A 21,360-nucleotide genomic window follows, 5' to 3' on the forward strand; every position below is an offset into this window, starting at 1 on the left:
CTCAGATCAGCTCCACGTCCACGTGGTGGCGGGCCTTGACCAGGTCGTAGCGGGCCGGGACCAGGGGCGGCGGCAGGTCGATCATCCGCTGCACGGCCAGGCGGGCGCGGTCGGCGATCGCCGGATCGACGGTGACCTCGTAGCGGTTTTCCACCAGGGCCTCGTAGATGTTCTCCAGCGTGATCTTCTTCATGTGCGGGCACAGGTTGCAGGGCCGCACGAACTCGGTGTCCACCGCGTCGATGGCGACGTTGTCGGCCATGGAGCATTCGGTGATCAGCACAACCTGCTTGGGCTTGCGGGTCAGGACATAGTCGTTCATGGCCGCGGTCGAGCCGGCGAAGTCGGAGACCTCCAGCACCTCGGTCGGGCATTCCGGATGGGCCAGGATCTGCGCCTGGGGATAGGCCGCCTTCAGCTCCAGGATGTCGGCGGCGGTGAAGCGCTCATGCACCTCGCAGCGGCCCTTCCAGGCGATGATCTTGATGTCGGTCTGACGGGCGACGTTGCGGGCCAGGAACTCGTCGGGGATCAGGATCACCCGGTCGACGCCCCATTCGCGGGCCACATGCTCCACCACCTGGACGGCGTTGGCCGACGTGCAGCAGACATCGGTCTCGGCCTTCACCTCGGCGGTGGTGTTCACATAGGTCACCACCGGCAGGCCCGGATAGCGCTGCTTGATCAGGCGCACGTCGGCGCCGGTGATCGAGGAGGCCAGGCTGCAGCCGGCGCGCAGGTCGGGGATCAGAACGGTCTTGTCGGGCGACAGGATCTTGGAGGTCTCGGCCATGAAGTGCACGCCGGCCTGGACGATGATGCTGGCCTGCGACTTGGCGGCTTCCTTGGCCAGGCCCAGGCTGTCGCCGACATAGTCGCCGACCCCGTGGAAGATCTCCGGCGTCATGTAGTTGTGGGCCAGGATCACCGCGTTCTTCTCGCGCTTGATCCTGTTGATCTCGGCGATCAGCGGAGCCTGCAGACGCCACTCCATCGGGGTGACGTGGCTCTTCACCTTTTCCCACAGGGGCAGGGTGGCTTTGTCCACTTCCGGCGTGAACGCGAACTGGAAACCGTCGGCCACTGGCGTCCTCCTTATGCTCAATGTGAGCATTTCTTCCGCCTCAAAAAACGCCGGGAAACACTCTCGGCCTCCTCGGCGTCTTGGATATGCTCAATTAGAGCAAAACCAATGACAGACATATAGACCCGTGTTCGCCCCATCACAAGGGGCGTTGTTCAGGGGCGCGAGGCCAGGGCGTGGGGACGGTCGGCCATGATCGCCTCGATGGCCTGGGCCAGGTCGTCGGCGGAGTAGGGCTTGCGCAGCAAGGGCCAGGGCGCGCCGTCGGCCGAGGACAGGGTCTCGCCCGTATAGCCGGAGGAGAGGATCACCGGTAGGCCGGGCCGCGCCTTCACGGCTTCGTGCGCCAGGTCCACCCCGGTACGGGGCCCAGGCATGATCAGGTCGGTGAGCAGCAGGTCGAAGACCTGGCCGCGCGCCATGAACCGCTCGAAGGCCACGGCGCCGTCGGCCCGGAACACCTGGTGGTTCAGGTCCTCCAGCATGGCGGTCACCAGGTCGCCGACCTCCGCGTCGTCCTCCACCAGCAGCACCCTGAGGCCCGGTCCGCGCGCCGTGGCGGCCGCCTCCGGTTCGGCCGCCTCCGGCGTGACCTCGGAGCGGGGCAGGTAGAGCCGCACCGAGGCGCCCTTACCAGGGGCGGAATCGATGGCCACCCCGCCGCCGCTCTGACGGGCGAAACCGTAGACCTGGGAGAGGCCCAGCCCCGTGCCCTTGCCGATCTCCTTGGTGGTGAAGAAGGGGTCGAACACCCGGGCCATGGTGGCCTCGTCCATGCCGATCCCGGTGTCGTGCACGACCACCCGGACGTAGCGGCCGGCGGGGATCTCGGAAACCTCGCCCTCGGCCAGGTCGCAGGCGGCGCTCTCCACCCGGATGGAGCCGCCGCTGGCCACGGCGTCGCGGGCGTTGACCACCAGGTTCATCACCGCGGCCTCGAACTGTCCGGTGTCGACCATGGCCACGGCGCCGGGGGCGGCCGGGGCCATGATCAGGCTGACCGCCTCGCCCACCGCCCGCCGCAGCAGGGGCTCCGAACTGGTCAGCAGGTCATCGACCCGGACCGCCTCGGGCTTCAGGGCCTGGCGGCGCGAGAAGGCCAGCAGCTGACCGGTCAGGCGCTCGCCGCGCCGCGCGGCGCCCAGGGCCGCCTCGATCATCCGCTCGCGGCGCTCGGCGTCCTCCGGGCGGCGTTGGATCAGGTCCAGGGCGCCGATGATCACCGTCAGCAGGTTGTTGAAGTCGTGGGCCACCCCGCCGGTGAGCTGGCCCACGGCCTCCAGCTTCTGGGCGTGGCGCAGGGCGGCCTCGGCCTCGTCCCGCTCGGCCAGGGCGGCCTGGACACGTTCCGCCAGCAGGTCATTGATATGCTTGAGGTCCGCCTCCGCCCGTTTGGCGTCGGTGACGTCGAAGGCGATGCCGATGAAGCCGATGAACTCCCCGTCGGGGCCGTAGCGCGGCTGGGAGAAGGAGCGGATCCAGCGCAGCTCCCCGTCGGCGCGCCGGTAGCGGGCCTCCAGGTTGAACAGCGTGCGCGACGCCTCGCCGGCCACCTGCTCCTGCAGGATGCGGGGCAGGTCGTCAGGGTGCAGACACTGGCGCCAGTCGAACCTCAGGGCCTCCTCGTAAGACGCGCCCAGGAAGTCCAGATAGGCCTGGTTGGCGAACTCCCGCTGGCCGTCGGACTTCGAGATCCACAGCAGCACCGGGGCGCTGTCGGCCAGGGCCCGGAAGCGGGCCTCGCTCTCGCGCACCTGCTCGAAGGCCATGCGCCGCTCGGTGACGTCGATATTGACCCCGACGGCCCGAACGATCCTGCCGTCGTCGTCCCGCAGCATCTCGCCGCGCGACAGCAGCCAGTGGATCGAGCCGTCCGGCCAGATCACCCGGTATTCGATGGGGTCCATGCGGCCGTCCTTGACCGCGGCGATATTGACCTGGCGCACCCGCTCCCGGTCGTCGGGATGGACCATGTCCAGCAGGCTGCGGACATTGGCGTCGCGCACCGGGTCGAGACCGAGATTTCGGTAGAGAGTCGGGGACCAGACCCCCTCGCCGGTGGCGACATCCCAGTCCCACAGTCCCACGCTGCCGGCGTCCTGGGCCAGGCGCAGCCGCGCCTCGCTGCGGTCCAGGGCCGTCTGGGTGGTCTCCTGGTCGCGGCGGGCGGCCTCCAGGCGCACCAGGCTTTGGCGCAGGGCGTTGGCCACGATGACCGTGACGCCCCCCGAGACCAAGAACATGATGAAAATCCCCGACTCGGAGATTCCAACCGGCAGGCTGGCTCGATTCGTCGCCCCCAGGAGCAGGGCCGCCGCCAGCCCGGCCCAACCCCAGCGCTGGCCGCCATAGAGGGTGATGAGGATGAAGGCCGGGAAGTAGGTGGTCGAAAGGCCTGTGGCGTTGGGCCAGCCCAGCAGCACGCCGCGTACGCCAATGGCCAGGGCCATCGCGGCGATGCTCAGCGCCAGGGCGGCCAGGAACGCGGGCGGGCGTCGCGGGATCAGTCGGAACGGCCACTCGTCGGGCGTCATCGCCAAGGATCCCGCGGTCCCGGTTCTCGTTGCCCCGAGCATGGGACCGCTGGCGGGGGCGCGCAACTGAGGATATTCCCCGTCCCGCAGCCTTTCCCTGGTTTCGCCCGTTGGCCGTCGAATCTCCGCCGCCTTCCCTGCTAGACTGACCGACCCGAACACCGAAAAGTGCGCAAGCTGAGCCTTCGTTCCCGCCTCGACCGCCGCGCCAGCGCCATCGGCCTCCTGGGCGCCGTGGCCCTGGCAGGGTGCGCCACCACCTACTACGTGCCGCGCGGCGACGGCCGGCTGAAGGGCGTGGCCACGGTCGCCGAGGGCCTGTCCGAGCAGGGGCTCAGGCGCCTGACCGCCGACATGGACCCGGCCATGCTGGCCCTGGCGCGGCGCCACGATCCGGTGCGCCAGCCCGACCTCTGGGGCCGGCCGGTCGGCTGGGCGAGCCTGGATCTGCGAACCCCGCCCGACCTCGGCTTCGGCGCGGCGGTGGACCAGGCGGCCGAGGAGATCAATGCGCTGAGGCCCTTCTCCACCCTGCCGATCCGGCCGATGAAGCCCTTCAAGCTGGCGGTCGACAGCCAGGACGGGAGCCGGGCCCTGAAGTGCCTGGCCCAGGCGGTCTATTACGAATCCGCCCGTGAACCGCAGCTGGGCCAGGAGGCCGTGGCCCAGGTGGTGCTGAACCGCCTGCGCCACCCCGCCTATCCCAAGAGTGTCTGCGGGGTGGTCTATCAGGGCGCGGCGCGGGCCACCGGATGCCAGTTCACCTTCACCTGCGACGGCGCTTTGGCCCGTGCGCCGGAGCCCGGCCTGTGGGCTCGGGCCCTGGACGTCGCCCAGCACGCCCTCAACGGCTACGTGGTCAAGGGCGTGGGTTCGGCCACCCACTATCACGCCGTCTATGTCGCCCCCTACTGGGCGCCGACCCTGGTGAAGATGAAGCAGATCGGGGCCCACATCTTCTATCGCTGGACCGGTCCCTGGGGTGAGCCGCCGGCCTTCACCGGCCGCTATGCCGGGGGCGAGGCCTATCTGTCGCCGGCCATCCTCGGCGGCCTCGACGCCCGCACCCAGGGCCTGTTCGATCCGGAGGGCCAGGGGGTGCCGGCCGGCCGCACGGTGACCCTCTCGGTGGCCGGCGAGGTCCGCACCTACAATGTGGTCGATCCCCTGGCCGTCGGGGGCGAGCGCACCCGGGTGCTGGGAACCCTGTTCGCCCCGCGCCGCAAGCCGACCCCGGAAGAGATCAAGAAGATCAACGAGTCCCTGGCCGCCATGGAGGCCCCTGTCGCCACACCAGCCGCGCCCCTCGCCGTCCCGCCGCCCGAATAGGGGTCAGCCGAAGGCGTCGGGATAGGCCACCATCACCGGCTCGGCCAGGGCGCCGTCCTCGATCTCCAGGGCCATGAAGGCGGGGCTGCCGGAGTACAGGGCCTTCACCGTCCTGGCCGCCTCAGGGGTGAAGCCGAACCTGGGATAGTAGTCCGGATGGCCCAGGACGATGACCGCGTGGGCGCCGAACTCGCGGGCGGTCTCGAGGGAGGCCTTCACCAGCCGCGAACCGACCCCGGACTTCTGCCGGTCGGGGCGCACCGCCATGGGAGCCAGGGCCGCGTAGAGGTTCACGCTGTCGGCCCACAGCCGGCTGTAGAGGATGTGGCCCACCACCGCGCCGTCCTCCTCGGCCACCAACTCGAAGACCTTGTCGCCATCGGCCCTCAGCCGCTCGATCAGGTCGGCCTCGTCGGGTTGGCCGAAGGCGGCGACATTGACCTCGCGGATGGCGGCGTGGTCGGCGGCGGTGGCGTGACGGATCATCGAGGGAGCTTACGCCTTCAGGCCTTGAGGGGAAGGCACAGCTCGGTCAGAAGGTCGGCGGGCGCGGTCTTGCGGGGATCGTTCAGGTTGACCTCCACGCAGGGGGCGTGGGCCGGCTCCTCGCCGCTGGTGGGCAGCCAGCCGAACAGCTCTTCGTAGCCCGTGCCGATCTGGGCGTAGGGGCCCCGATAGAGCAGAACCGCATAGCGGCCTGCCGGGACTTCGTGGATCGTCACCGTCTCGTCGCCGGCCACCTCCGGCCCGACCGTGATCCCGGCCAGGGCCCGCTGTTCGGCGGGCGGAACCACCGACATGTCATCCAGATAGACCGCCACCCCCACGGCCGGGGGCATCACCACGCCCTTGGGTCCGGCCCAGGCCATCAGCCGGTCGAAGGCCTGGCCGATCTGCTGCGGCGGTCCCTTGTGCGGCACGGTGGCGATCCGCATCGGCGGGCGGTCCTGGATCTCGACGGTCATGGGGTCGGCTCCCGAATTTCGGCGCCGCGCCGCTCGAAAGGCGGCGGGCGTCTGGTCATAGGCGGCGCGGAAGGCGCGGGTGAAGGCCGGGTTCGAGGCGTAGCCGGCGCGGACGGCGATCTCCCCGATCGGCGCCTGGCCGCGGGCCAGCTCCATCGAGGCCCTTTGCAGGCGCAGGCGGCTCACGGTCTCGGCGACGGTCTCGCCGATCATGGCGCGATAGATGCGGTGGAAATGGAAGGGTGACAGGCAGGCGACCTCCGCCAACTGCGCCAGGTCCAGGGGCGCGTCCAGATGCGCCCAGATGTGCTCCGCCACCCGGTTCAGGCGGCGGGCATAGCTCTCGCGGGTGACGGGCCGGTTCATGGGGAAGAGCCTAGCCGAGCCACCCTTGATCGCGCTTGCGGAGTTTGGGGGACCTCCTGTGGGGATTGATGCGCCTCAAAGCGCCCCGTCACGCCGGGCGGCATGCTGATGTGGAAGCGACCCGCAAAGGGGCCGCAATTCCGCATGGAGATGAAGGTGAAGACGAACGAAGGCGGTCTCGACCGCGCCCTGCGCGTTGTGGTCGGCCTGGGCCTCCTGGCCCTGGTCTTCGTGGGACCCAAGACCCCTTGGGGCTATGCCGGCCTCGTACCCCTGCTGACCGGCCTTGTCGGCTACTGTCCCCTCTACGCCCTGTTGCGCATCAACACCTGCGGGCGGGCTGGCTGAAGATGATCAATCCCCCGCCACCCACGACACGTCGGCGCCGAGCGCGTTGAGGTTCTCGACGAACTTGGGATGCGCCCGCTGGATGGGGGCGGCGTTGAGGATGGTGCTCTCGCCCTCGATGCTGGCGGCCAGCATGAACAGCGCGATGGCGACCCGGATGATGTAGGGGCTCTCCACCTCGGCGGGCACCAGGGGCTTGCCGCCGAAGGTGATCAGGCGGTGGGGGTCGCACAGCAGGGAGTGGGCGCCGAACTTGCCCAGTTCCGAGGACCAGCCCAGCGCGCCCTCATAGACCTTGTTCCAGAACATGCACTGGCCCTCGGCCCGCACGCCGAGCGCCACGAAGATCGGCAGCAGGTCGGCCGGCACATAGGGCCAGGGCGCGGCCTCCACCTTCTGCAGGATGTTGGCGGTGAAGGGCTGGCGCACCCGCATGGTCCCGTCGACCTTGGCGCGGCTCCAGCCGTCCTTGTGGGTGATCTCGACGCCGAACTTGGCGAAGGTGCGGTCCAGCAGGGGGAACTGGTCCACCGACCCGTTCTTCACCGCGATGTCGCCGCCGGTCATGGCGCCCATGGCCAGGAAGGTCGCCACCTCGTGGAAGTCGTCGGCGAAGGTGAACTCCGCCCCCGACAGGCTGCTCACCCCCTCGACGATGATCCGCGAGCCGCCGACCCCCTCCAGCCTGGCGCCCATCATGGCCAGGAACCCGCAGAACTCCTGCACGTGGGGCTCGCAGGCGGCGTTGGTGATCTGTGAGCGGCCCCTGGCGGTGGCGGCGCAGAGGATGAAGTTCTCGGTGGTGGTGACCGAGGCGTAGTCCAGCCAGTGGTCGGTGGTGGCGAAGCCCTTGGGCGTCTTGATGAAGATCGCCTCGGGCTTGCGGTCGATCTGGGCGCCGAAGCTCTCGAAGACCTCGATATGCGGGTCGATCTCGCGGACGCCGAGGGTGCAGCCGGTGACGTCCTCCTCGATGCTGGCGGCCCCGAACCGGTAGAGCAGGGCGGGGATCAGCATCAGGGTCGAGCGCATGCCCAGCGGCAGGTGAGCTTCCTTGGGGTTCAGGCCCTCGCCGTGCCGCAGCTTGAGCGTGCCCGTGGCGTAATCCATGTCGACGGAGGAGCCAAGTTTCCCGAAGAATTCCAGGATCTTGCGGACATCTGTTATGTCCGGAACCCGGTGCAGGACGATGGGCTGGTCGGTCAGCAGGGTGGCGCACAGGACCGGCAGCACCGCGTTCTTGTTGGCCGAGGGCGTGATGGTTCCGCGCAGGGCGCGTCCGCCTCTCACGATCAGGTTGGTCATGGCCGGCGGCCTCGTCTTTTCGGGCGGAAGTGTTGGGTCGGACTAGATCAGGCCGGGTGGAAAGTCACCAGACGCCGATGCGCTCGGCCTCGTGATGGCTGATGGGGTGGTTGTCCCGGGCGTGGTCTTCCTCGGCCAGCAGGCGCACGGCCTCCAGGGCGGCCATGCAGCCCATGCCGGCGGCGGTGACCGCCTGTCGGTAGACGTCGTCGGTGACGTCGCCGGCCGCGTAGACCCCCTTGATGGCGGTGGCGGCCGAGCCGGGCTTCACCTTCAGATAGCCGGCGGCGTCCATCTCCAGCTGGCCCTTGAACAGCTCCGAGGCCGGGGCGTGGCCGATGGCCACGAACACCCCGTCGCAGGGGACCTCGCGGGTCGCGCCGGTCTTGACGTTCCTCAGCCGCACGCCGGTCACCCCCATGGGGTCGGTGTCGCCTGTGACCTCGTCCACGGAGGAGTCCCAGATCACCTCGATTTTCGGGTGGGCGAACAGGCGCTCCTGCAGGATCTTCTCGGCGCGGAACTCGTCCTTGCGGTGGACGATGGTGACCTTGGCCGCGAAGTTGGTGAGGAACAGCGCCTCCTCGACGGCGGTGTTGCCGCCGCCTACGACCACCACGTTCTTGCCGCGGTAGAAGAAGCCGTCGCAGGTGGCGCAGGCCGATACGCCGAAGCCCTGGAACCTCTGCTCGCTGTCCAGGCCCAGCCACTTGGCCTGGGCGCCGGTGGCGATGATCAGGGTCTCGGCCAGCCAGGTCTCGCCGCTGTCGGTGGTGAGGCGGAAGGGCCGGTGCGACAGGTCGGCGCTGACCACGATGTCGTTGATGATCTCGGTCCCGACGTGCTGCGCCTGGGCCTGCATCTGCTCCATCAGCCAGGGGCCCTGGATGGCCTCGGCGAAGCCCGGATAGTTCTCCACCTCGGTGGTGATGGTCAGCTGGCCGCCGGGCTGGATGCCCTGGATCAGCACCGGCTTGAGCAGGGCGCGCGCGGCGTAGACGGCGGCGGTGTAGCCGGCGGGGCCGGAGCCCACGATCAGGCAGCGGACGGAGCGGGGGGCTTTGGTCTCGGACATGTCGCCTATGTAGGAGAGATTCCGCCTTTGCGCACCCTGGGGCCGATGATCGGCCCGCGCCAGAAACATCCCCGCAACATGACGCCGGGACAACTTCGGCAAAACGCCGGCAGCTGCGGAGGTCGCGGCGCCGGAACGTGACTTGGTCGAGGCGCGGAATTCAGGCGCAATCGGCTCAAGCATAAGGAGGAAGCCTCGTGAGCGATGTCGCGGCCCGCCGGCCCAAACTGACCCTGCCCATCAAGCTGGCCTACGGCTTCGGCACCGTGGCGTTCGGGGTGAAGACCCAGCTCATGGGACTGCTGCTGCTCTACTACAACCAGATCGTCGGCCTGCCGCCGCACTGGGTCAGCATCGGCCTGGCGGTCACCATCTTCTTCGACGCCCTCTGGGACCCCTTCATCGGGCAGATTTCCGACAACTGGCGCTCCCGGTGGGGGCGGCGGCACCCGTTCATGTACTTCGCCGCCCTGCCGGCCGCCGTCACCCTGGTGGCCCTGTTCCATCCGCCCCAGGGCTGGTCCGACGCGGCGATCACCGGCTACATGATCGTGATGGTCATCGCGGCCAAGGCGACCATCAGCCTCTACGAGGTGCCGGCCACGGCCCTGACCCCGGAACTGGCGCCGGCCTATCACGACCGCACCCAGCTTCTGACCTTCCGCTACTTCTTCGCCATCTTCGCCAGCAGCGCGGCCGCGGTCATGGGCTGGCTGGTGTTCCTCAAGGACAAGGTGGGGCCGAACGGCGAGAGGATCCGCGGTCAGCTCAATCCCGAGGGCTACGCCCCCTACGCCCTGGTGGTGGGGGGACTGATGATCTTCTCGATCCTGGTGGCCTGCCTGGCGACCCAGAGGTTCATCCCCTTCCTGCACCAGCCCGCGGCGCGCAGCATCAGCATCCTGACGGTGGTCAGGGAGATGCTGGTCACCATGTCCAACCGCAACTTCCTGGTGGTGTCGCTCTCGGCCCTGTTCGTCGGCGTCGGCGCCGGCCTCAGCAACGGCCTCAACATCTACTTCCAGACCTACCTGTGGGGCATGGGGTCGGGGAACCTGGCCTTCATCGTCGGGGGAACCATGCTGGGCAGTCTGCTGGCCCTGGTCTTCGCCCCCCTGCTGTCGCGCTGGTACGGCAAGAAGCGGGCCTGCGCGATCCTGATGGGTCTGGCCCTGGCGACGACTCTGACCCCGATCAGCCTGCGCCTGCTGGGGATCATTCCCCAGTCGTGGAACGGCACCAGCGGGCTGACCGCCATCCTGCTCCTGGACCGGACGCTCTACGGCGCCTTCGCCACGGCCGCGGCCATCCTCACCGCCTCGATGATCGCCGACGTGGTGGAGGAGTCGCAGCTGGCCACCGGCCGCCGGTCGGAGGGCCTCCTGCTGTCGGCCGACAACGTCCTGCAGAAGATCGCCGGCTCAGTGGCCAGCATCATCCCCGGCTTCCTGCTGCTTTGGGTGGGCATGCCCGACAAGGCCAAGCCCGAGACCCTGGACCCGGCCGTCATGACCCACCTGGCCCTGCTGTACCTGCCCGCCACGGCCCTGTTCGCCCTGATGGCCATCGCCGCCATCATGTTCTACCGCCTCGACCGCGCCGGCCACGAGGCCAACCTCGCCAAGCTTGAGGAGGTCGCCGCCCTGGGGGCGGTCGTGGTGGAGACCGAGGGCGGCGTCGACGGTTCGGACCTGGCGGTCCCGGGAGCCAAGCCGGCCTAGGACCGCCTCTCGTCATCGTGAGGGCGTGGCAGGCCGCCGCGGGCGAGCACTCTTGACGTGTTGCGGCCACCCCTTTCTATCGGAGGTGGGGGATTAACGCATGTCGATCATCGGAACGATCGGGCCCGACACCTTGGTCGGTACTCCGGACAATAGCTCCATCCGCGGCGGTGGCGGCGACGACAGTCTGTCCGGCGGGCAGGAAGCCTACGGCGACGCGGGGAACGACACCGTGGTCGGCGCCGCCCACAACCCAGCCTATGCTGCCTGGCTTCACGGCTGGATCGGCAACGACAGCATCGTCGGGACCGAGCAGACAGACGCCATATTTGGAGGGCAGGGCGCCAACACGCTAAGTGGTGGTGGGGGCGACGACGTCTTCTTCATCATCGACCACTCGACGATGAGCGGTGGGGCGTCCGAGAATCGCATCGACGGCGGGCCTGGCCGGGACACCATATCATTTGGGACCATACGCGACGGCCAGTCACCCTTTGCAGGGAATGTGATCGCCGACCTGTCGCTAGGCTTTGCACAGAGCGCGGAGGGCTGGGGCCGAAGCGGGCCCTTGTACGACTACTACCCGCGAACCTTCGCCACCTTCGTTTCCATCGAGGGCCTGGAAGGCGGCGAGGGCAACGATTCCCTGGTGGGTTCGGCCGCCGCCGACACCCTGGGCGGAGGGCTTGGCTCTGACACCCTGATGGGGGGAGACGGGGATGACATTCTATTTGCGGGCGCGGGTGTCAACGGGGTGGAGCCGGCCGGTGGCTTCAACCTCCTGCGCGGTGAGGCCGGCAATGACAGTCTGACCGGCGGCGAAGCCTTCGACGACATGCACGGCAACATGGGGAACGACACCCTGCGCGGGGGGGCGGGTGACGACTGGGTGGTCGGCGGCAAGGACGATGACCTGCTGGTGGGCGAGGCCGGTGGAGACGTGGTCTACGGAAATCTCGGCGCCGATACTTGTCTCGGCGGGGACGGCGATGACTGGGTGCGCGGCGGGCAGGCCAATGACAGTGTCGATGGCGGCGGTGGGAACGACCTGCTCTGGGGCGATCGGGGAGATGACACCATCTCGGGCGGCGCGGGGGCCGACATGTTCCACGCCTTCGTCGACGGCGGCCTCGATCGGGTGATCGACTTCAACTACGCCGAGGGTGATCGGGTGATCCTCGACGGCGCGCCACCCTACAGCGTCCGTCAGGAGAGCGCCGACACGGTGATCGACCTCGGCGGCGCGGATCGCATCGTCCTCGTCGGCGTGACGGCCTCTGCGCTGCCTTCCGGCTGGATCTCCCTGGGCTAGCGCCGGGTCGCGTGGTTAACGCCTGCTTCAACGGGGCGGGCTAAGGTAGGGACCTAAGCTTTCCGGTCGCCCCATGTCTGACGCCCCCCACATCGAGATCGCCGGCCGCAGGATCGGGGCCGACAGCGAGCCCTATGTGATCTGCGAGCTGTCGGGGAACCACAACGGCAGTCTGGACCGGGCGCTCACCATGATCGACGCGGCCGCCGACACCGGCTGCGACGCCATAAAGATCCAGACCTACACCGCCGACACCATCACCATGGACGTCGACCGGCCGGAGTTCAAAATCCACGGGGGCCTGTGGGACGGGCGCAGCCTCTACGAGCTCTATCAGGAGGCCCAGACCCCCTATGAGTGGCACGCCGCCCTGTTCGCCCGCGCCGCCGAGCAGGGGGTGACCCTGTTCTCCAGCCCCTTCGACGAGACCGCGGTGGATCTGCTGGACAGCCTGGGGGCGCCGGCCTTCAAGATCGCCTCCTTCGAGGCCATCGACCTGCCGCTGATCGCCTACGCGGCGGCCAAGGGCAAGCCGCTGATCATCTCCACGGGCATGGCCAACCTGGCCGAGATGACCGCCGCCCGCGACACAGCGCTGGCCGCCGGCGCCCCGGGCGTGGTCCTGCTGCACTGCGTCTCCAGCTACCCGGCCGCCCTGGAGGACGCCAATGTGCGGACCGTGGCGGACATGGCCCGGCGCTTCGACTGCCCCATCGGCCTGTCGGACCACACCCATGGGGCCGCGGCCTCCATCGCCGCCATCGCCCTCGGCGCCTGCGTGATCGAGAAGCACTTCACCCTGGCGAGGTCGGACGGCGGCCCCGACGCCGCCTTCAGCCTGGAGCCCGCGGAATTCACGGGCCTGGTGCGCGACTGCAAGGACGCCTGGATGGCGCTCGGCGTCGCCCACTACGACCTGCTGGGCTCGGAAAAGGCCAACCGCCAGTTCCGCCGCTCACTCTATGTCAGCGCCGACGTGAAGGCGGGCGACGTCCTGAGCCGGGCCAATGTCCGCTCGATCCGGCCCGGAAACGGCCTGCCGCCGGCCGACCTCGAAAAGGTGCTGGGCAGGCCCGCCGCTCGCGATCTCAAGCGGGGCGAGCCCCTGGCCTGGGATATGGTGGGCTAGGCGGCGACCGCCTCGGCCTGCTGCAGGTCGAGCGCCCGAACGAGGGACACCGAGATCTCCGCCAAGGAGGCCGACGGATTCTGGGCCTCCCAGGCGCCGGCCACGAAGCTGGCCCCCTGGCTGCGGGCCAGGGCGCCGTGCAGGTTCGACAGCTTGCGCGCGGCGTCCACCGAGTGCTGGCCCCAGCGCGGCTCGATCTGGATCGACAGGGTCTCGTCCAGGTGCAGCGAGGCGCCGCCGAAGCCCGACATCAGCCGGTGAACCTCGCGGCGCAGGTCGCTGTCGGACACCTCGGCCACGCACTCGGCGCTCAGCAGGGCCTGGCCCCGACACTCATAGAGGTGGATCCGGAAGACCGCGCCCTCGGCGGTGAAATTGCGCACATGGAAGGGCAGGGGCCCGGCGTAGCGGGCCTTGAAGATGTAGCTCACCAGGCTCTTGGCCAGGCGCCTGGGCGGCTCCAGATCCAGCGGCGAGAACAGCGGGGTCGGGTCAGCGGCCCAGACCACCAGCTCGCCGGCCTCGCGGGCGGCGAAGGCCCGCTGCGGCGAGACCATCGAGGCGGTGTGGATCGTCACGCCCAACCGCTCCAGGGCCGCGCGGCAGCGCTGGAAGAAGGTCTGGAAGCCCTCGGCGGGCAGGCTGGCGGTCAGGTTCTGCAGCCGGCCCCACAGGGCGCGGGGAATGCCGTACATGCCGTCATAGACCGGGTCGGCGCGCTTGGCCCGCGCCAGTTCACAGGTCTCGATCTGGGTGGCGTGGACGCGCTTGATCCCCAGGGGCATGGCCGCCTCGGCCGAAACCTCGTCGAGCCAGGCGCCCAGGGCCCACTGCGAATAGCGAGTCAGTTGCTGGGCGATATCATGGGGATAGGCGCGGATCCTGTCGGCCAGGCTGTCGCCGGTGACCGGCCCGAGGTCCAGCTTTCGGGTGCGCAGGGCCGGGCCTTCGAAGTCGTGGGTGAAGACCAGGTCGCCGCCGGGAGCCGGGCTGACCGAGCCGAAGCGGTTCTCGAAATCCTCGAAGGCCAGGCCGTTGGCCTCCAGCAGGGCGCGGGCCGGGTCGCCGGCCTGGCCGAAATAGAGGCGCTCGGGGCGCAGCTCCAGGCCATGGTCGCGGCGGGGCCAGGCGCTTCCGCCGAGCTGGTCGAAGCGCTCGTGGAGTTCGATGCGACGACAGCCGAGGCGATGGGCCTCGAAGGCGGCCAGTATGCCGGTGAGCCCGCCGCCGATGATGCGGACGCTCGGAGCCTGCGCGCCCCGGATCAAGCCAAGTTCGTCCATACCGTCGTCATGGGGCGCGTTCGGCGCCCTCCCCGCGTTTCCAGGATCGTGCGCCCCCGGTTGCGAAAAGAGCGTTAAGGTTGAGACGGCTCGGGGTGAGGCAGGCTGTCGCGGCTGGCGATCACCTGCAGGAAGGCCTCGGCCGCCCGGCCGGCGCCCAGGCCGTCGCAGATGGCGGCGCTGGCGGCGCTCAGCCCGGCGCGCAGGTCCGCGTCGGTCATCAGTCGCACGATGGCCCGGTCGATCCGGGCGTCCAGATTGTCAGCGTTGACGTCGATCACCAGGGCGGCCTCGCGCTCGGCCAGGGCGGCGGCGGCGCCCTGCTGGTTCTGGGCCAGGACCAGGATGGCCGAGGGCAGACCCAGGACGCAGCGTTCCCAGATGCTGGAGCCCGCCGCCCCGATGGCGATATCGGCCTCGAGGATCAGTCGCGCCATCTCCTGGGTGTCGACGTGGATGGTCATGCGCGGGTCGCGGTTGGCGATCTTCAGCAGCCCGGGCAGGCTCGGCGCACCGGCCCCCAGCACCACCTCCAGGGCCACGCCGCTCAGCCTCTGCCGCAGGCGCTCCACCACCCGGGCGGTGACGCCGCCGACGTCGGTGAGGCCGAGCGCCACCAGCACGCGGCGCACCTCGCCTCCGCGCCGCGACAGGGCGGCGTTGCGCAGATGGGCGAACTCCGGCCGGACGGGGGCGTATTCGGGGCCCAGCAGCAGGCGCGTCTTCTGGTCGGTGAACAGGGCGTAGTCGCTGGCCTGGCGGCCCGGGCCGGAGTCCAGCACCACATTGGCCGCCAGCGGCCGGTCGGCCAGGTCGTCGATCACCAGGGTGGAGCGCCCCTTGGCCAGGGCCTCGTGGTGGCTGCGCGACAGGCCGTAGTGATCGAAGACCACCGCGTCGAAGCGCACGCCGGTCAAGGCGTCGGCGATGTCGTCCGGCTCGAGGGATGTGGCCTCCTCGCGGGGCAGCTCCGGGCCGAAGACCTCCAGCAGGGCCGCCACCGCCGAGGTGCAGACAAAGGCGCACTCGGCGCCCCGCTCCCCGAGGGCCCGGGCCAGGGTGATGCAGCGCATGACGTGGCCGCCGCCGACCTCGGGGCCGGCGTTGGCGACGAACAGGATGCGGGGGCGGGCGGGAATCATCTGCGGCCCATGGAAGGCCGAAAGCGGGGCGGAGGAAAGGCGGCTCTAGCGCGCAGGTGTGGAGGATCAGGTCCGGTTGATCGAGACACCTCCGTCCACCAGCATGGCCGACCCGGTCATGAAGCTGGAGGCGTCGGAGGCCAGGTAGAGGACCGAGCGGGCGATCTCCTCGGGTTCGGCCAGACGCTTTAGCGCGTTCAGCTGGGCGATGAAGGCGCGGGCCTCCGGCGTGCTGGCCACTTCACGGCCGGCGGCGGTGTCGGTCCCGCCGGGCAGGATGGCGTTGGCGCGGATCCCTTGGACGCCGAATTCCGCGGCGATCACCTGGGTGAGTCCGACCATGCCGGCCTTGCTGGCCGCATAGGCCGCCATGCCGGGAAAGCCGATCGTGTGGCCGACGAAGCTGGAGGTGAAGATGATCGAACCGCCGCCGCGCAGGACCATGGCCGGAATCTGGTGCTTGGCGCAGAGGAAGGCGCTGGTGAGGTTGGTCTCCAGGGTGGCGCGCCAGCCGTCGGCCGAAATCTCCGGCGCGGGAGCCATCTCCCCCATGGCCCCGGCGTTGTTGAAGGCGATGTCCAGACCGCCGAACCGGGCGGTGGCGGTCTCCACGAGGGCTTGGCCCAGGGCCTCGTCGCGGAGGTCGCCGGGCACGGCGACCGCGTCGCCGCCGTGACGGGCGATCTCCTCCACCAGGGCCGACAATTCCGCTTCACGGCGCGCCGTGACCACGACCTTGGCGCCTTCTCGGGCGAAAAGCTTGGCCACGGCTTCCCCAATTCCCGAGCTGGCGCCCGTGACGATGGCGACCTTGTTCCTGAGCACGGCCATGAGACCACCCTTCCGATATGAGCGGGCCGGAGCGGCCCGCCGAGGTGGTGTTCATAGGTGGGCGTAGAGACCGGGTCTGGCGGCGACCGGACCCGGCATCGGACCTTAGCTGGCGGCCTCGATGGCGGCGTCCAGGGCGTCGCGGAAGATCACGAAGAACAGCTCCGGATCGCCGGGATCCAGGTTCTCCACCATGCCCGAGACCCGGTAGCCGCGGGCCACCAGCAGGGTGCGCATCACCTCGTTGGACTCGTTGCAGGAGACGAACATGCGGTCGCCCTCGAAGTTGGCCTCGATATTGGCCATCAGGGCGCCGGCCACCCCCCGGCGCAGGAAGCGTTCGCCGGTGTAGATGCGCTCCAGGAAGGGGTGGCCGAAGAACTCGGCCATGATGGCGTAGCCGGCGACCTCGTCGTCGAGCACCAGCACGCGGACGTCCATGCCCCGGTCGCCGGCCACGGCGCGGCTGACATAATCGTGGCGGCGCTCCTCGCGGCGGGCCACCGGGTCCAGGGCCAGGATGGCGGCCAGGTCGGCGGGCGTCGCGGGGCGGATCTCGACGCTCACGCGGGAGTCCGCTCGTCATAACGGCGCAGCACCTCGGCCGCGGCCCGGTCGGTCTCGGCCAGGGGCGGGTATTTCCATTTGTGGAAGGCGCCGCCGAAGGGCCGGGCGGCGCCCAGCCGTTCCAGATCCTCGTGGAACAGGCGGAACTTCAGGCTCTCCCCCTCCATCTTGACGATGAAGACTGGCTTGCCCGTGGAGGCCGCGTCGGTGGCCATGTTGGTGGAATCCTCGGTCACCAGGATGTAGTCGGCCGCCGCCAGGAAGGCGAAATAGGGGTTCTCGCCCTCGCCATCCCAGATCACGCCCGGCATGTGCTTCAGCCGCGCGGTCAGCAGGGCGCGGGCGGCGTCCGGGGTGCGGCGGGAGAAGGTGACCATCACCGAGCCGCCCTCCTGGGCGATCGGCAGCTCGATCTCGTGGGCGATGGCCGCGGCGCGCTCCACCGACAGGTTGTGGGCCTTGGACTTGCCGCCGATCACCACGGCCACCCGGGGCCGGGGCAGGGGATCGATCAGCTTCTTGAAGCGGGCGAGTTCGGCCTTCAGGCGCTTGGCGTTGATCCCGTTGGGGGAGCCGGTGATGGGAAAGACGTTCTCCCCCTGCAGCCGGTCATGCTTGGGCGGGATCACCAGGTCGAACAGGCCGGTGGGCATCCGCGGGTCCTGGGTCTGAACCACGAGGGTGGTGTTCTTCGACCAGGCCTTGAGGCGAATGGAGAGCGGCAGGGTGGCGCGGCCGGCGGCCAGCCAGATGTCGGGCCACGGCGGGGCGATCCCGCTCTCGGGCTTGAGGGCCCGCAGCGGGAAGGGGTTCAGCCACCAGGGCAGACGGCCGATGCGGCCCTTCCAGGCGACGCGCTTGACCACCACCTGCGCCTTGCGCTTGGCCGCGATGGCGTTGGCCAGGCCCACGACCTGGCTTTCCATCCCGGCGCGCCCGTCGGAGACGGCCCAGATGACGAGCGGCGGCGTGTCGGGGGATTTCGCCAAGCGCAGGTTCCGTGTTCAGGCGCGAGTCGGGAAGCTGACTCTCGCCAGCTTCACCATAACGACCTTTTTGTCTCAGCTAAGACCTAGCTAGACCCACTCGACCTTGAGGATCTCGTAGGCCTTGGTGCCGCCGGGGGTGTTGACCTCGACGACATCGCCCATCTCCTTGCCGATCATCGCGCGCGCGATCGGAGAGGCGATGGAGATCTTGCCCGACTTCACGTCGGCCTCATGCTCGCCAACGATCTGGTAGCGAGCCTCGTCCTCGGTGTCCTCGTCGACGACGGAGACCGTGGCGCCGAACTTTACCTGAGTGCCGGAAAGTTTGGACACGTCGATGACCTGTGCGCGGGCCATCCGATCTTCAATGTCGGCGATTTGGCCTTCAATCCAGCCTTGGCGCTCCTTCGCAGCGTGGTATTCGGCGTTTTCCGAGAGGTCACCATGCTGGCGAGCTTCCGAGATGGCCGCGATCACTGCTGGTCGCTCCAGGGTTTTCAAACGCTTCAGGTCTTCGTCGAGGGCTTGATAGCCCTCGGCGGTCATCGGGACTTTTTCCATGGCAGATAGGTGACTCGGGTTCGCCCTTGGGTTTGTGTTCCGGCCGCGGGCGCAGGCGACCGGGGGGATAGAGGATAGAAGCCAGGGTGTGAAAACTCAAGGGGTGCAATGCAGCATAATCCCCGCGGCCGGATTTGCGTCGCAGAACCGGGGCGCAAACGGCCGGGCGCGGTGGCGCCCGTCGGGCGGGGCGCCTAGATTGGCGCTGCAACGAAAGACGACACGTCATGGCCGCCAAGCGAGGGATCACCCTCTACCACTCGCCCGCCAGCCGGGCCTTCACGGCCTACTGGTTGCTGGAGGAGCTGGGCGTCGCCTTCCAGGTCCAGACCGTCGACATCGCCAAGGGCGACCAGAAGAAGCCCGAGTACCTGAAGCTCAATCCGTCGGGAAAGGTGCCCACCATCACCGACGGCAAGGTGGTGGTGAGCGAGAACCCGGCCATCTGCCTCTATCTGGCCGACCGCTACGGCTACGGGACCCTGGCGCCCAAGATCGACGAGGTCGAACGCGGCGCCTATCTGAAGTGGATGGTCTATTCGACGGCGGTGCTGGAGCCGCTGCTGGTGCTGCACGGCAAGCACATCGACCTGCCCGGCCGCGAGACCGGCTTTGGCGACTATGAGGACGTCGTCCACGTCCTGACCGAGAGCCTGAAGGGCCGAAACTACCTGCTGGGGGACCGGTTCTCGGCCGCCGACGTCATGCTGGGCTCGGTGATCTCCACCTCGCTCTATCGCAAGGAGCTGCCGGAGCATCCGGTGCTGCTGGACTACAACGCCCGCCTGACCCACCGGGAGGCCTATCACCGGGCCGCCGACGCCACCTGGCCGGCCCACCTGTTCCCGCCGATGCGCTGAGCGCCGTCAGGCGCTCTCCGAGACGATGGCGCCCCTCAGCTCCTCGGCCTCGGGCGCCTCGTAGACGCCTTCGATGAAGTCGAACATGTCGGGGCTGACCTCGATGGCGAAGGTCTCGCCGCGCACCTCGTTGCGCTCCAGCACCCGCGCGCGGCGGACCTCCGGGGCGGCGGTGACGAAGTGGAACTGGATCGGCAGTTCGCAGGCCTCCGCGATCTCGGCGACCCGCGCCCGGTCCGACCTGCGCATCAGGCCAAGGTCCAGGACCACCGAGGTCCCGGCGGCCATGGCGGCCGCGGCCACCGACCAGATCTGCGCCTCGCAACGCTCGACCCGGCTCATCATCCACTCGAACTCCAACGGCTCGGGCATGTCGGCGGCAAACAGCCGGGCCATCCACTCGTCGATGGCGAAGCAGATCGCCGGCTCGCGGCGGGCGAGCTGCTGGGCGTAGGTGGACTTGCCGGCGCCCGAGGGGCCGAAGATCACGTGCAGGGTGGCGGTCATGGGCCGCCGGTTACTTCACGGAGAGGCCGCCGTCGATGACCAATTCGGCGCCGGTGACATAGCGGCTCTCATCGGAGGCCAGCCAGAGGACGCCGTTGGCGATGTCCAGGGGATAGCCCTTCACCCCCAGCGGCACCGCGTCCTGGCTCATGGCGTCCAGCACGATGGGGCGGGGCGGACGGGCGTTGTCGCCGGGCTCGCCGGTGCCGACGATGGAGTCCCAGATCGGGGTCTCGATGATGCCGGGATGGACGGAATTGACCCGGATGCCGTCCTTGGCGCCGGCGCATTCCATGGCCACGGCCTTGGTGAACAGGCGCACGCCGCCCTTGGTGGCGCAGTAGCCGGCCAGGATCGCCGAGCCCTTGAGGCCGGCCACCGAGGACATGTTGATGATCGAGCCCCCCTGGCCGCTGAGGCGCATCACCGGGATCGAGTGCTTCACGCCCAGGAAGACGCCATCGAGATTGATCGCCACCTGGCGCTGGAAGTCGCTGAGGGCCATGTCCAGCACCGAGCCGGAGATGCCGATGCCGGCGTTGTTGACCAGGATGTCGAGCCGGCCGTGGTCGGCCTTGATGGCCGCGGCCACCTTCATCCAGGCCTCCTCGGAGGTGACGTCGTGGTGATGATACTGAGCCTTGCCGCCCTTGGCGGTGATGGCCGCAGCCAGTTCCGCGCCCTTGTCGTCCTGCAGGTCGGTGATGACGACCGTCGCGCCTTCCTCGGCCAGCCGCTCGGCGCAACCGCGCCCGATGCCGCTCGCCCCGCCGGTGATCAGCGCCACCTTGCCTGAAACGCGTCCCGCCATGTCGTTTCCCCAGACCTGTTGTTCGAACTTGCCTGACGCCTAGCGCAGGGCCGGGGTCTTCGCCAGCATCACGCAGCGTCAGCCGTGCTAGATGCGCGAGCATGAGCATCACGATCCGGCCCTGCGGCCCCGGCGACGCCGCGGCGCTCGCCCTGGTGGGGCAGGCCACCTTCCTAGAGACCTATGCCGGGACCCTGCCGGTGGCCGACATCCTCGACCACTGCGCCACGGAGCATGGGGAGGCCTTTTACGCCCGGGCCCTGGCCAGGCCCGACCATCGGCTGTGGATCGCGGAGATGGCGGAGGGGCAGGCGCCGGTGGGCTACGCCGTGCTCTGCCCGCCGGACCTGCCGACGCCCTCGGAGGCCGGCGATGTCGAGCTGAAGCGGATCTACCTGCTGCACAGGTTCCACGGCTCGGGTCTGGGCGGGCGGCTGTTGGCGGCGGCGCTGGAGAGCGCCCGGGCGGCGGGATTTGGCCGCATGCTGTTGGGAGTCTATCGCGAAAATGAGCGCGCAATAGCCTTCTACGCCCGCCAGGGTTTCGTGGAGGTGGGCGTGCGCAAGTTCAAGGTCGGCGCCAGGGTCTACGACGACCCGGTGCTGGCGCGGACGCTCTGAAGGGCGTCCCGCGGCCAGACC

At 69.2% G+C, this 21,360-nt stretch carries 21 protein-coding genes; 7 read left to right on the forward strand and 14 right to left on the reverse strand.

All coding sequences use genetic code 11. The features are described 5' to 3' along the window. Position 1: 1 nt before the first annotated feature. Positions 2 to 1,084: a quinolinate synthase NadA gene (nadA, locus tag ACO06I_RS00220; RefSeq protein WP_421930619.1), complete on the reverse strand. Its 1,083-nt coding sequence runs from the start codon at positions 1,082 to 1,084 to the stop codon at positions 2 to 4. A gap of 155 nt (positions 1,085 to 1,239) precedes the next feature. Continuing rightward, positions 1,240 to 3,618, reverse strand: coding sequence for a PAS domain-containing protein (locus ACO06I_RS00225; protein WP_421930620.1), 2,379 nt, complete (start codon positions 3,616 to 3,618; stop codon positions 1,240 to 1,242). A 168-nt stretch (positions 3,619 to 3,786) separates the two neighbouring features. Between ACO06I_RS00225 and ACO06I_RS00230 the strand changes: the two genes are divergently transcribed. Further along, positions 3,787 to 4,947: a cell wall hydrolase gene (locus ACO06I_RS00230; protein WP_421930621.1), complete on the forward strand. Its 1,161-nt coding sequence runs from the start codon at positions 3,787 to 3,789 to the stop codon at positions 4,945 to 4,947. Between the two features lie 3 nt (positions 4,948 to 4,950). Here ACO06I_RS00230 and ACO06I_RS00235 read toward each other — a convergent pair whose 3' ends face one another. Beyond that, entirely contained in the window at positions 4,951 to 5,433 is a 483-nt protein-coding gene (locus ACO06I_RS00235; RefSeq protein WP_421930622.1) for a GNAT family N-acetyltransferase, read from the reverse strand. A gap of 17 nt (positions 5,434 to 5,450) precedes the next feature. Next, the gene (locus ACO06I_RS00240) at positions 5,451 to 6,278 is read right to left on the reverse strand and encodes an AraC family transcriptional regulator (RefSeq protein WP_421930623.1); all 828 of its coding nucleotides are present in this window, start codon (positions 6,276 to 6,278) and stop codon (positions 5,451 to 5,453) included. 156 nt (positions 6,279 to 6,434) lie between these two features. On the opposite strand from ACO06I_RS00240, the gene ACO06I_RS00245 reads away from it, so the two are divergent. Next, positions 6,435 to 6,626, forward strand: a complete 192-nt coding sequence (locus ACO06I_RS00245) for a YgaP family membrane protein (protein ID WP_421930624.1) — start codon at positions 6,435 to 6,437, stop codon at positions 6,624 to 6,626. Between the two features lie 6 nt (positions 6,627 to 6,632). On the opposite strand, the gene ACO06I_RS00250 is transcribed toward ACO06I_RS00245, so the two are convergent. Together ACO06I_RS00250 and trxB are read right to left on the reverse strand one after the other, a co-directional pair. Beyond that, positions 6,633 to 7,931 (reverse strand): UDP-N-acetylglucosamine 1-carboxyvinyltransferase, encoded by a 1,299-nt coding sequence (locus tag ACO06I_RS00250; protein WP_421930625.1) that lies wholly within the window; start codon positions 7,929 to 7,931, stop codon positions 6,633 to 6,635. Between the two features lie 64 nt (positions 7,932 to 7,995). Next, the gene (gene trxB / locus ACO06I_RS00255; RefSeq protein ID WP_421930626.1) at positions 7,996 to 9,006 is read right to left on the reverse strand and encodes a thioredoxin-disulfide reductase; all 1,011 of its coding nucleotides are present in this window, start codon (positions 9,004 to 9,006) and stop codon (positions 7,996 to 7,998) included. Between the two features lie 197 nt (positions 9,007 to 9,203). On the opposite strand from trxB, the gene ACO06I_RS00260 reads away from it, so the two are divergent. The 3 genes from ACO06I_RS00260 (at position 9,204) to pseI (ending at position 13,168) form a co-directional block, all read left to right on the forward strand. Next, entirely contained in the window at positions 9,204 to 10,727 is a 1,524-nt protein-coding gene (locus ACO06I_RS00260; RefSeq protein ID WP_421930627.1) for an MFS transporter, read from the forward strand. Between the two features lie 100 nt (positions 10,728 to 10,827). Continuing rightward, positions 10,828 to 12,039, forward strand: a complete 1,212-nt coding sequence (locus tag ACO06I_RS00265; protein ID WP_421930628.1) for a calcium-binding protein — start codon at positions 10,828 to 10,830, stop codon at positions 12,037 to 12,039. Between the two features lie 73 nt (positions 12,040 to 12,112). Then, positions 12,113 to 13,168, forward strand: coding sequence for a pseudaminic acid synthase (gene pseI / locus ACO06I_RS00270; protein WP_421930629.1), 1,056 nt, complete (start codon positions 12,113 to 12,115; stop codon positions 13,166 to 13,168). Here the strand turns inward: pseI and ACO06I_RS00275 are convergent. The 6 genes from ACO06I_RS00275 to greA all read right to left on the reverse strand — a co-directional run bounded on the left by ACO06I_RS00275 (position 13,165) and on the right by greA (position 18,541). Then, positions 13,165 to 14,451: a flagellin modification protein FlmF gene (locus ACO06I_RS00275; RefSeq protein WP_421930630.1), complete on the reverse strand. Its 1,287-nt coding sequence runs from the start codon at positions 14,449 to 14,451 to the stop codon at positions 13,165 to 13,167. The two genes, pseI and ACO06I_RS00275, sit on opposite strands and share 4 nt — an antisense overlap. A gap of 74 nt (positions 14,452 to 14,525) precedes the next feature. Next, on the reverse strand, positions 14,526 to 15,593 hold the full coding sequence (gene pseG / locus ACO06I_RS00280) for a UDP-2,4-diacetamido-2,4,6-trideoxy-beta-L-altropyranose hydrolase (protein WP_421930631.1): 1,068 nt from the start codon (positions 15,591 to 15,593) through the stop codon (positions 14,526 to 14,528). Positions 15,594 to 15,659: 66 nt separating this feature from the next. Continuing rightward, on the reverse strand, positions 15,660 to 16,424 hold the full coding sequence (locus ACO06I_RS00285) for an SDR family oxidoreductase (RefSeq protein ID WP_421930632.1): 765 nt from the start codon (positions 16,422 to 16,424) through the stop codon (positions 15,660 to 15,662). Between the two features lie 105 nt (positions 16,425 to 16,529). Further along, on the reverse strand, positions 16,530 to 16,991 hold the full coding sequence (locus ACO06I_RS00290; protein WP_421930633.1) for a GNAT family N-acetyltransferase: 462 nt from the start codon (positions 16,989 to 16,991) through the stop codon (positions 16,530 to 16,532). Beyond that, entirely contained in the window at positions 16,988 to 17,980 is a 993-nt protein-coding gene (locus ACO06I_RS00295; RefSeq protein WP_421930634.1) for a mitochondrial fission ELM1 family protein, read from the reverse strand. The genes ACO06I_RS00290 and ACO06I_RS00295 overlap by 4 nt, the downstream gene beginning before the upstream one ends. Positions 17,981 to 18,067: 87 nt before the next feature. Then, positions 18,068 to 18,541 carry a transcription elongation factor GreA gene (gene greA / locus ACO06I_RS00300; protein ID WP_421930635.1) on the reverse strand — a complete coding sequence of 158 codons (474 nt, stop codon included), beginning with the start codon at positions 18,539 to 18,541 and terminating at the stop codon, positions 18,068 to 18,070. 227 nt (positions 18,542 to 18,768) lie between these two features. Between greA and ACO06I_RS00305 the strand changes: the two genes are divergently transcribed. After that, positions 18,769 to 19,401 carry a glutathione S-transferase family protein gene (locus ACO06I_RS00305; RefSeq protein ID WP_421930636.1) on the forward strand — a complete coding sequence of 211 codons (633 nt, stop codon included), beginning with the start codon at positions 18,769 to 18,771 and terminating at the stop codon, positions 19,399 to 19,401. Positions 19,402 to 19,407: 6 nt separating this feature from the next. Here ACO06I_RS00305 and ACO06I_RS00310 read toward each other — a convergent pair whose 3' ends face one another. Next, positions 19,408 to 19,908: an AAA family ATPase gene (locus ACO06I_RS00310; protein WP_421930637.1), complete on the reverse strand. Its 501-nt coding sequence runs from the start codon at positions 19,906 to 19,908 to the stop codon at positions 19,408 to 19,410. A gap of 10 nt (positions 19,909 to 19,918) precedes the next feature. After that, on the reverse strand, positions 19,919 to 20,719 hold the full coding sequence (locus ACO06I_RS00315) for an SDR family NAD(P)-dependent oxidoreductase (RefSeq protein WP_421930638.1): 801 nt from the start codon (positions 20,717 to 20,719) through the stop codon (positions 19,919 to 19,921). A 101-nt stretch (positions 20,720 to 20,820) separates the two neighbouring features. Between ACO06I_RS00315 and ACO06I_RS00320 the strand changes: the two genes are divergently transcribed. Next, the gene (locus ACO06I_RS00320) at positions 20,821 to 21,339 is read left to right on the forward strand and encodes a GNAT family N-acetyltransferase (protein ID WP_421930639.1); all 519 of its coding nucleotides are present in this window, start codon (positions 20,821 to 20,823) and stop codon (positions 21,337 to 21,339) included. Positions 21,340 to 21,360: the final 21 nt, after the last annotated feature.

This window comes from Phenylobacterium sp., assembly GCF_965229015.1.
Lineage (GTDB): Bacteria > Pseudomonadota > Alphaproteobacteria > Caulobacterales > Caulobacteraceae > Phenylobacterium.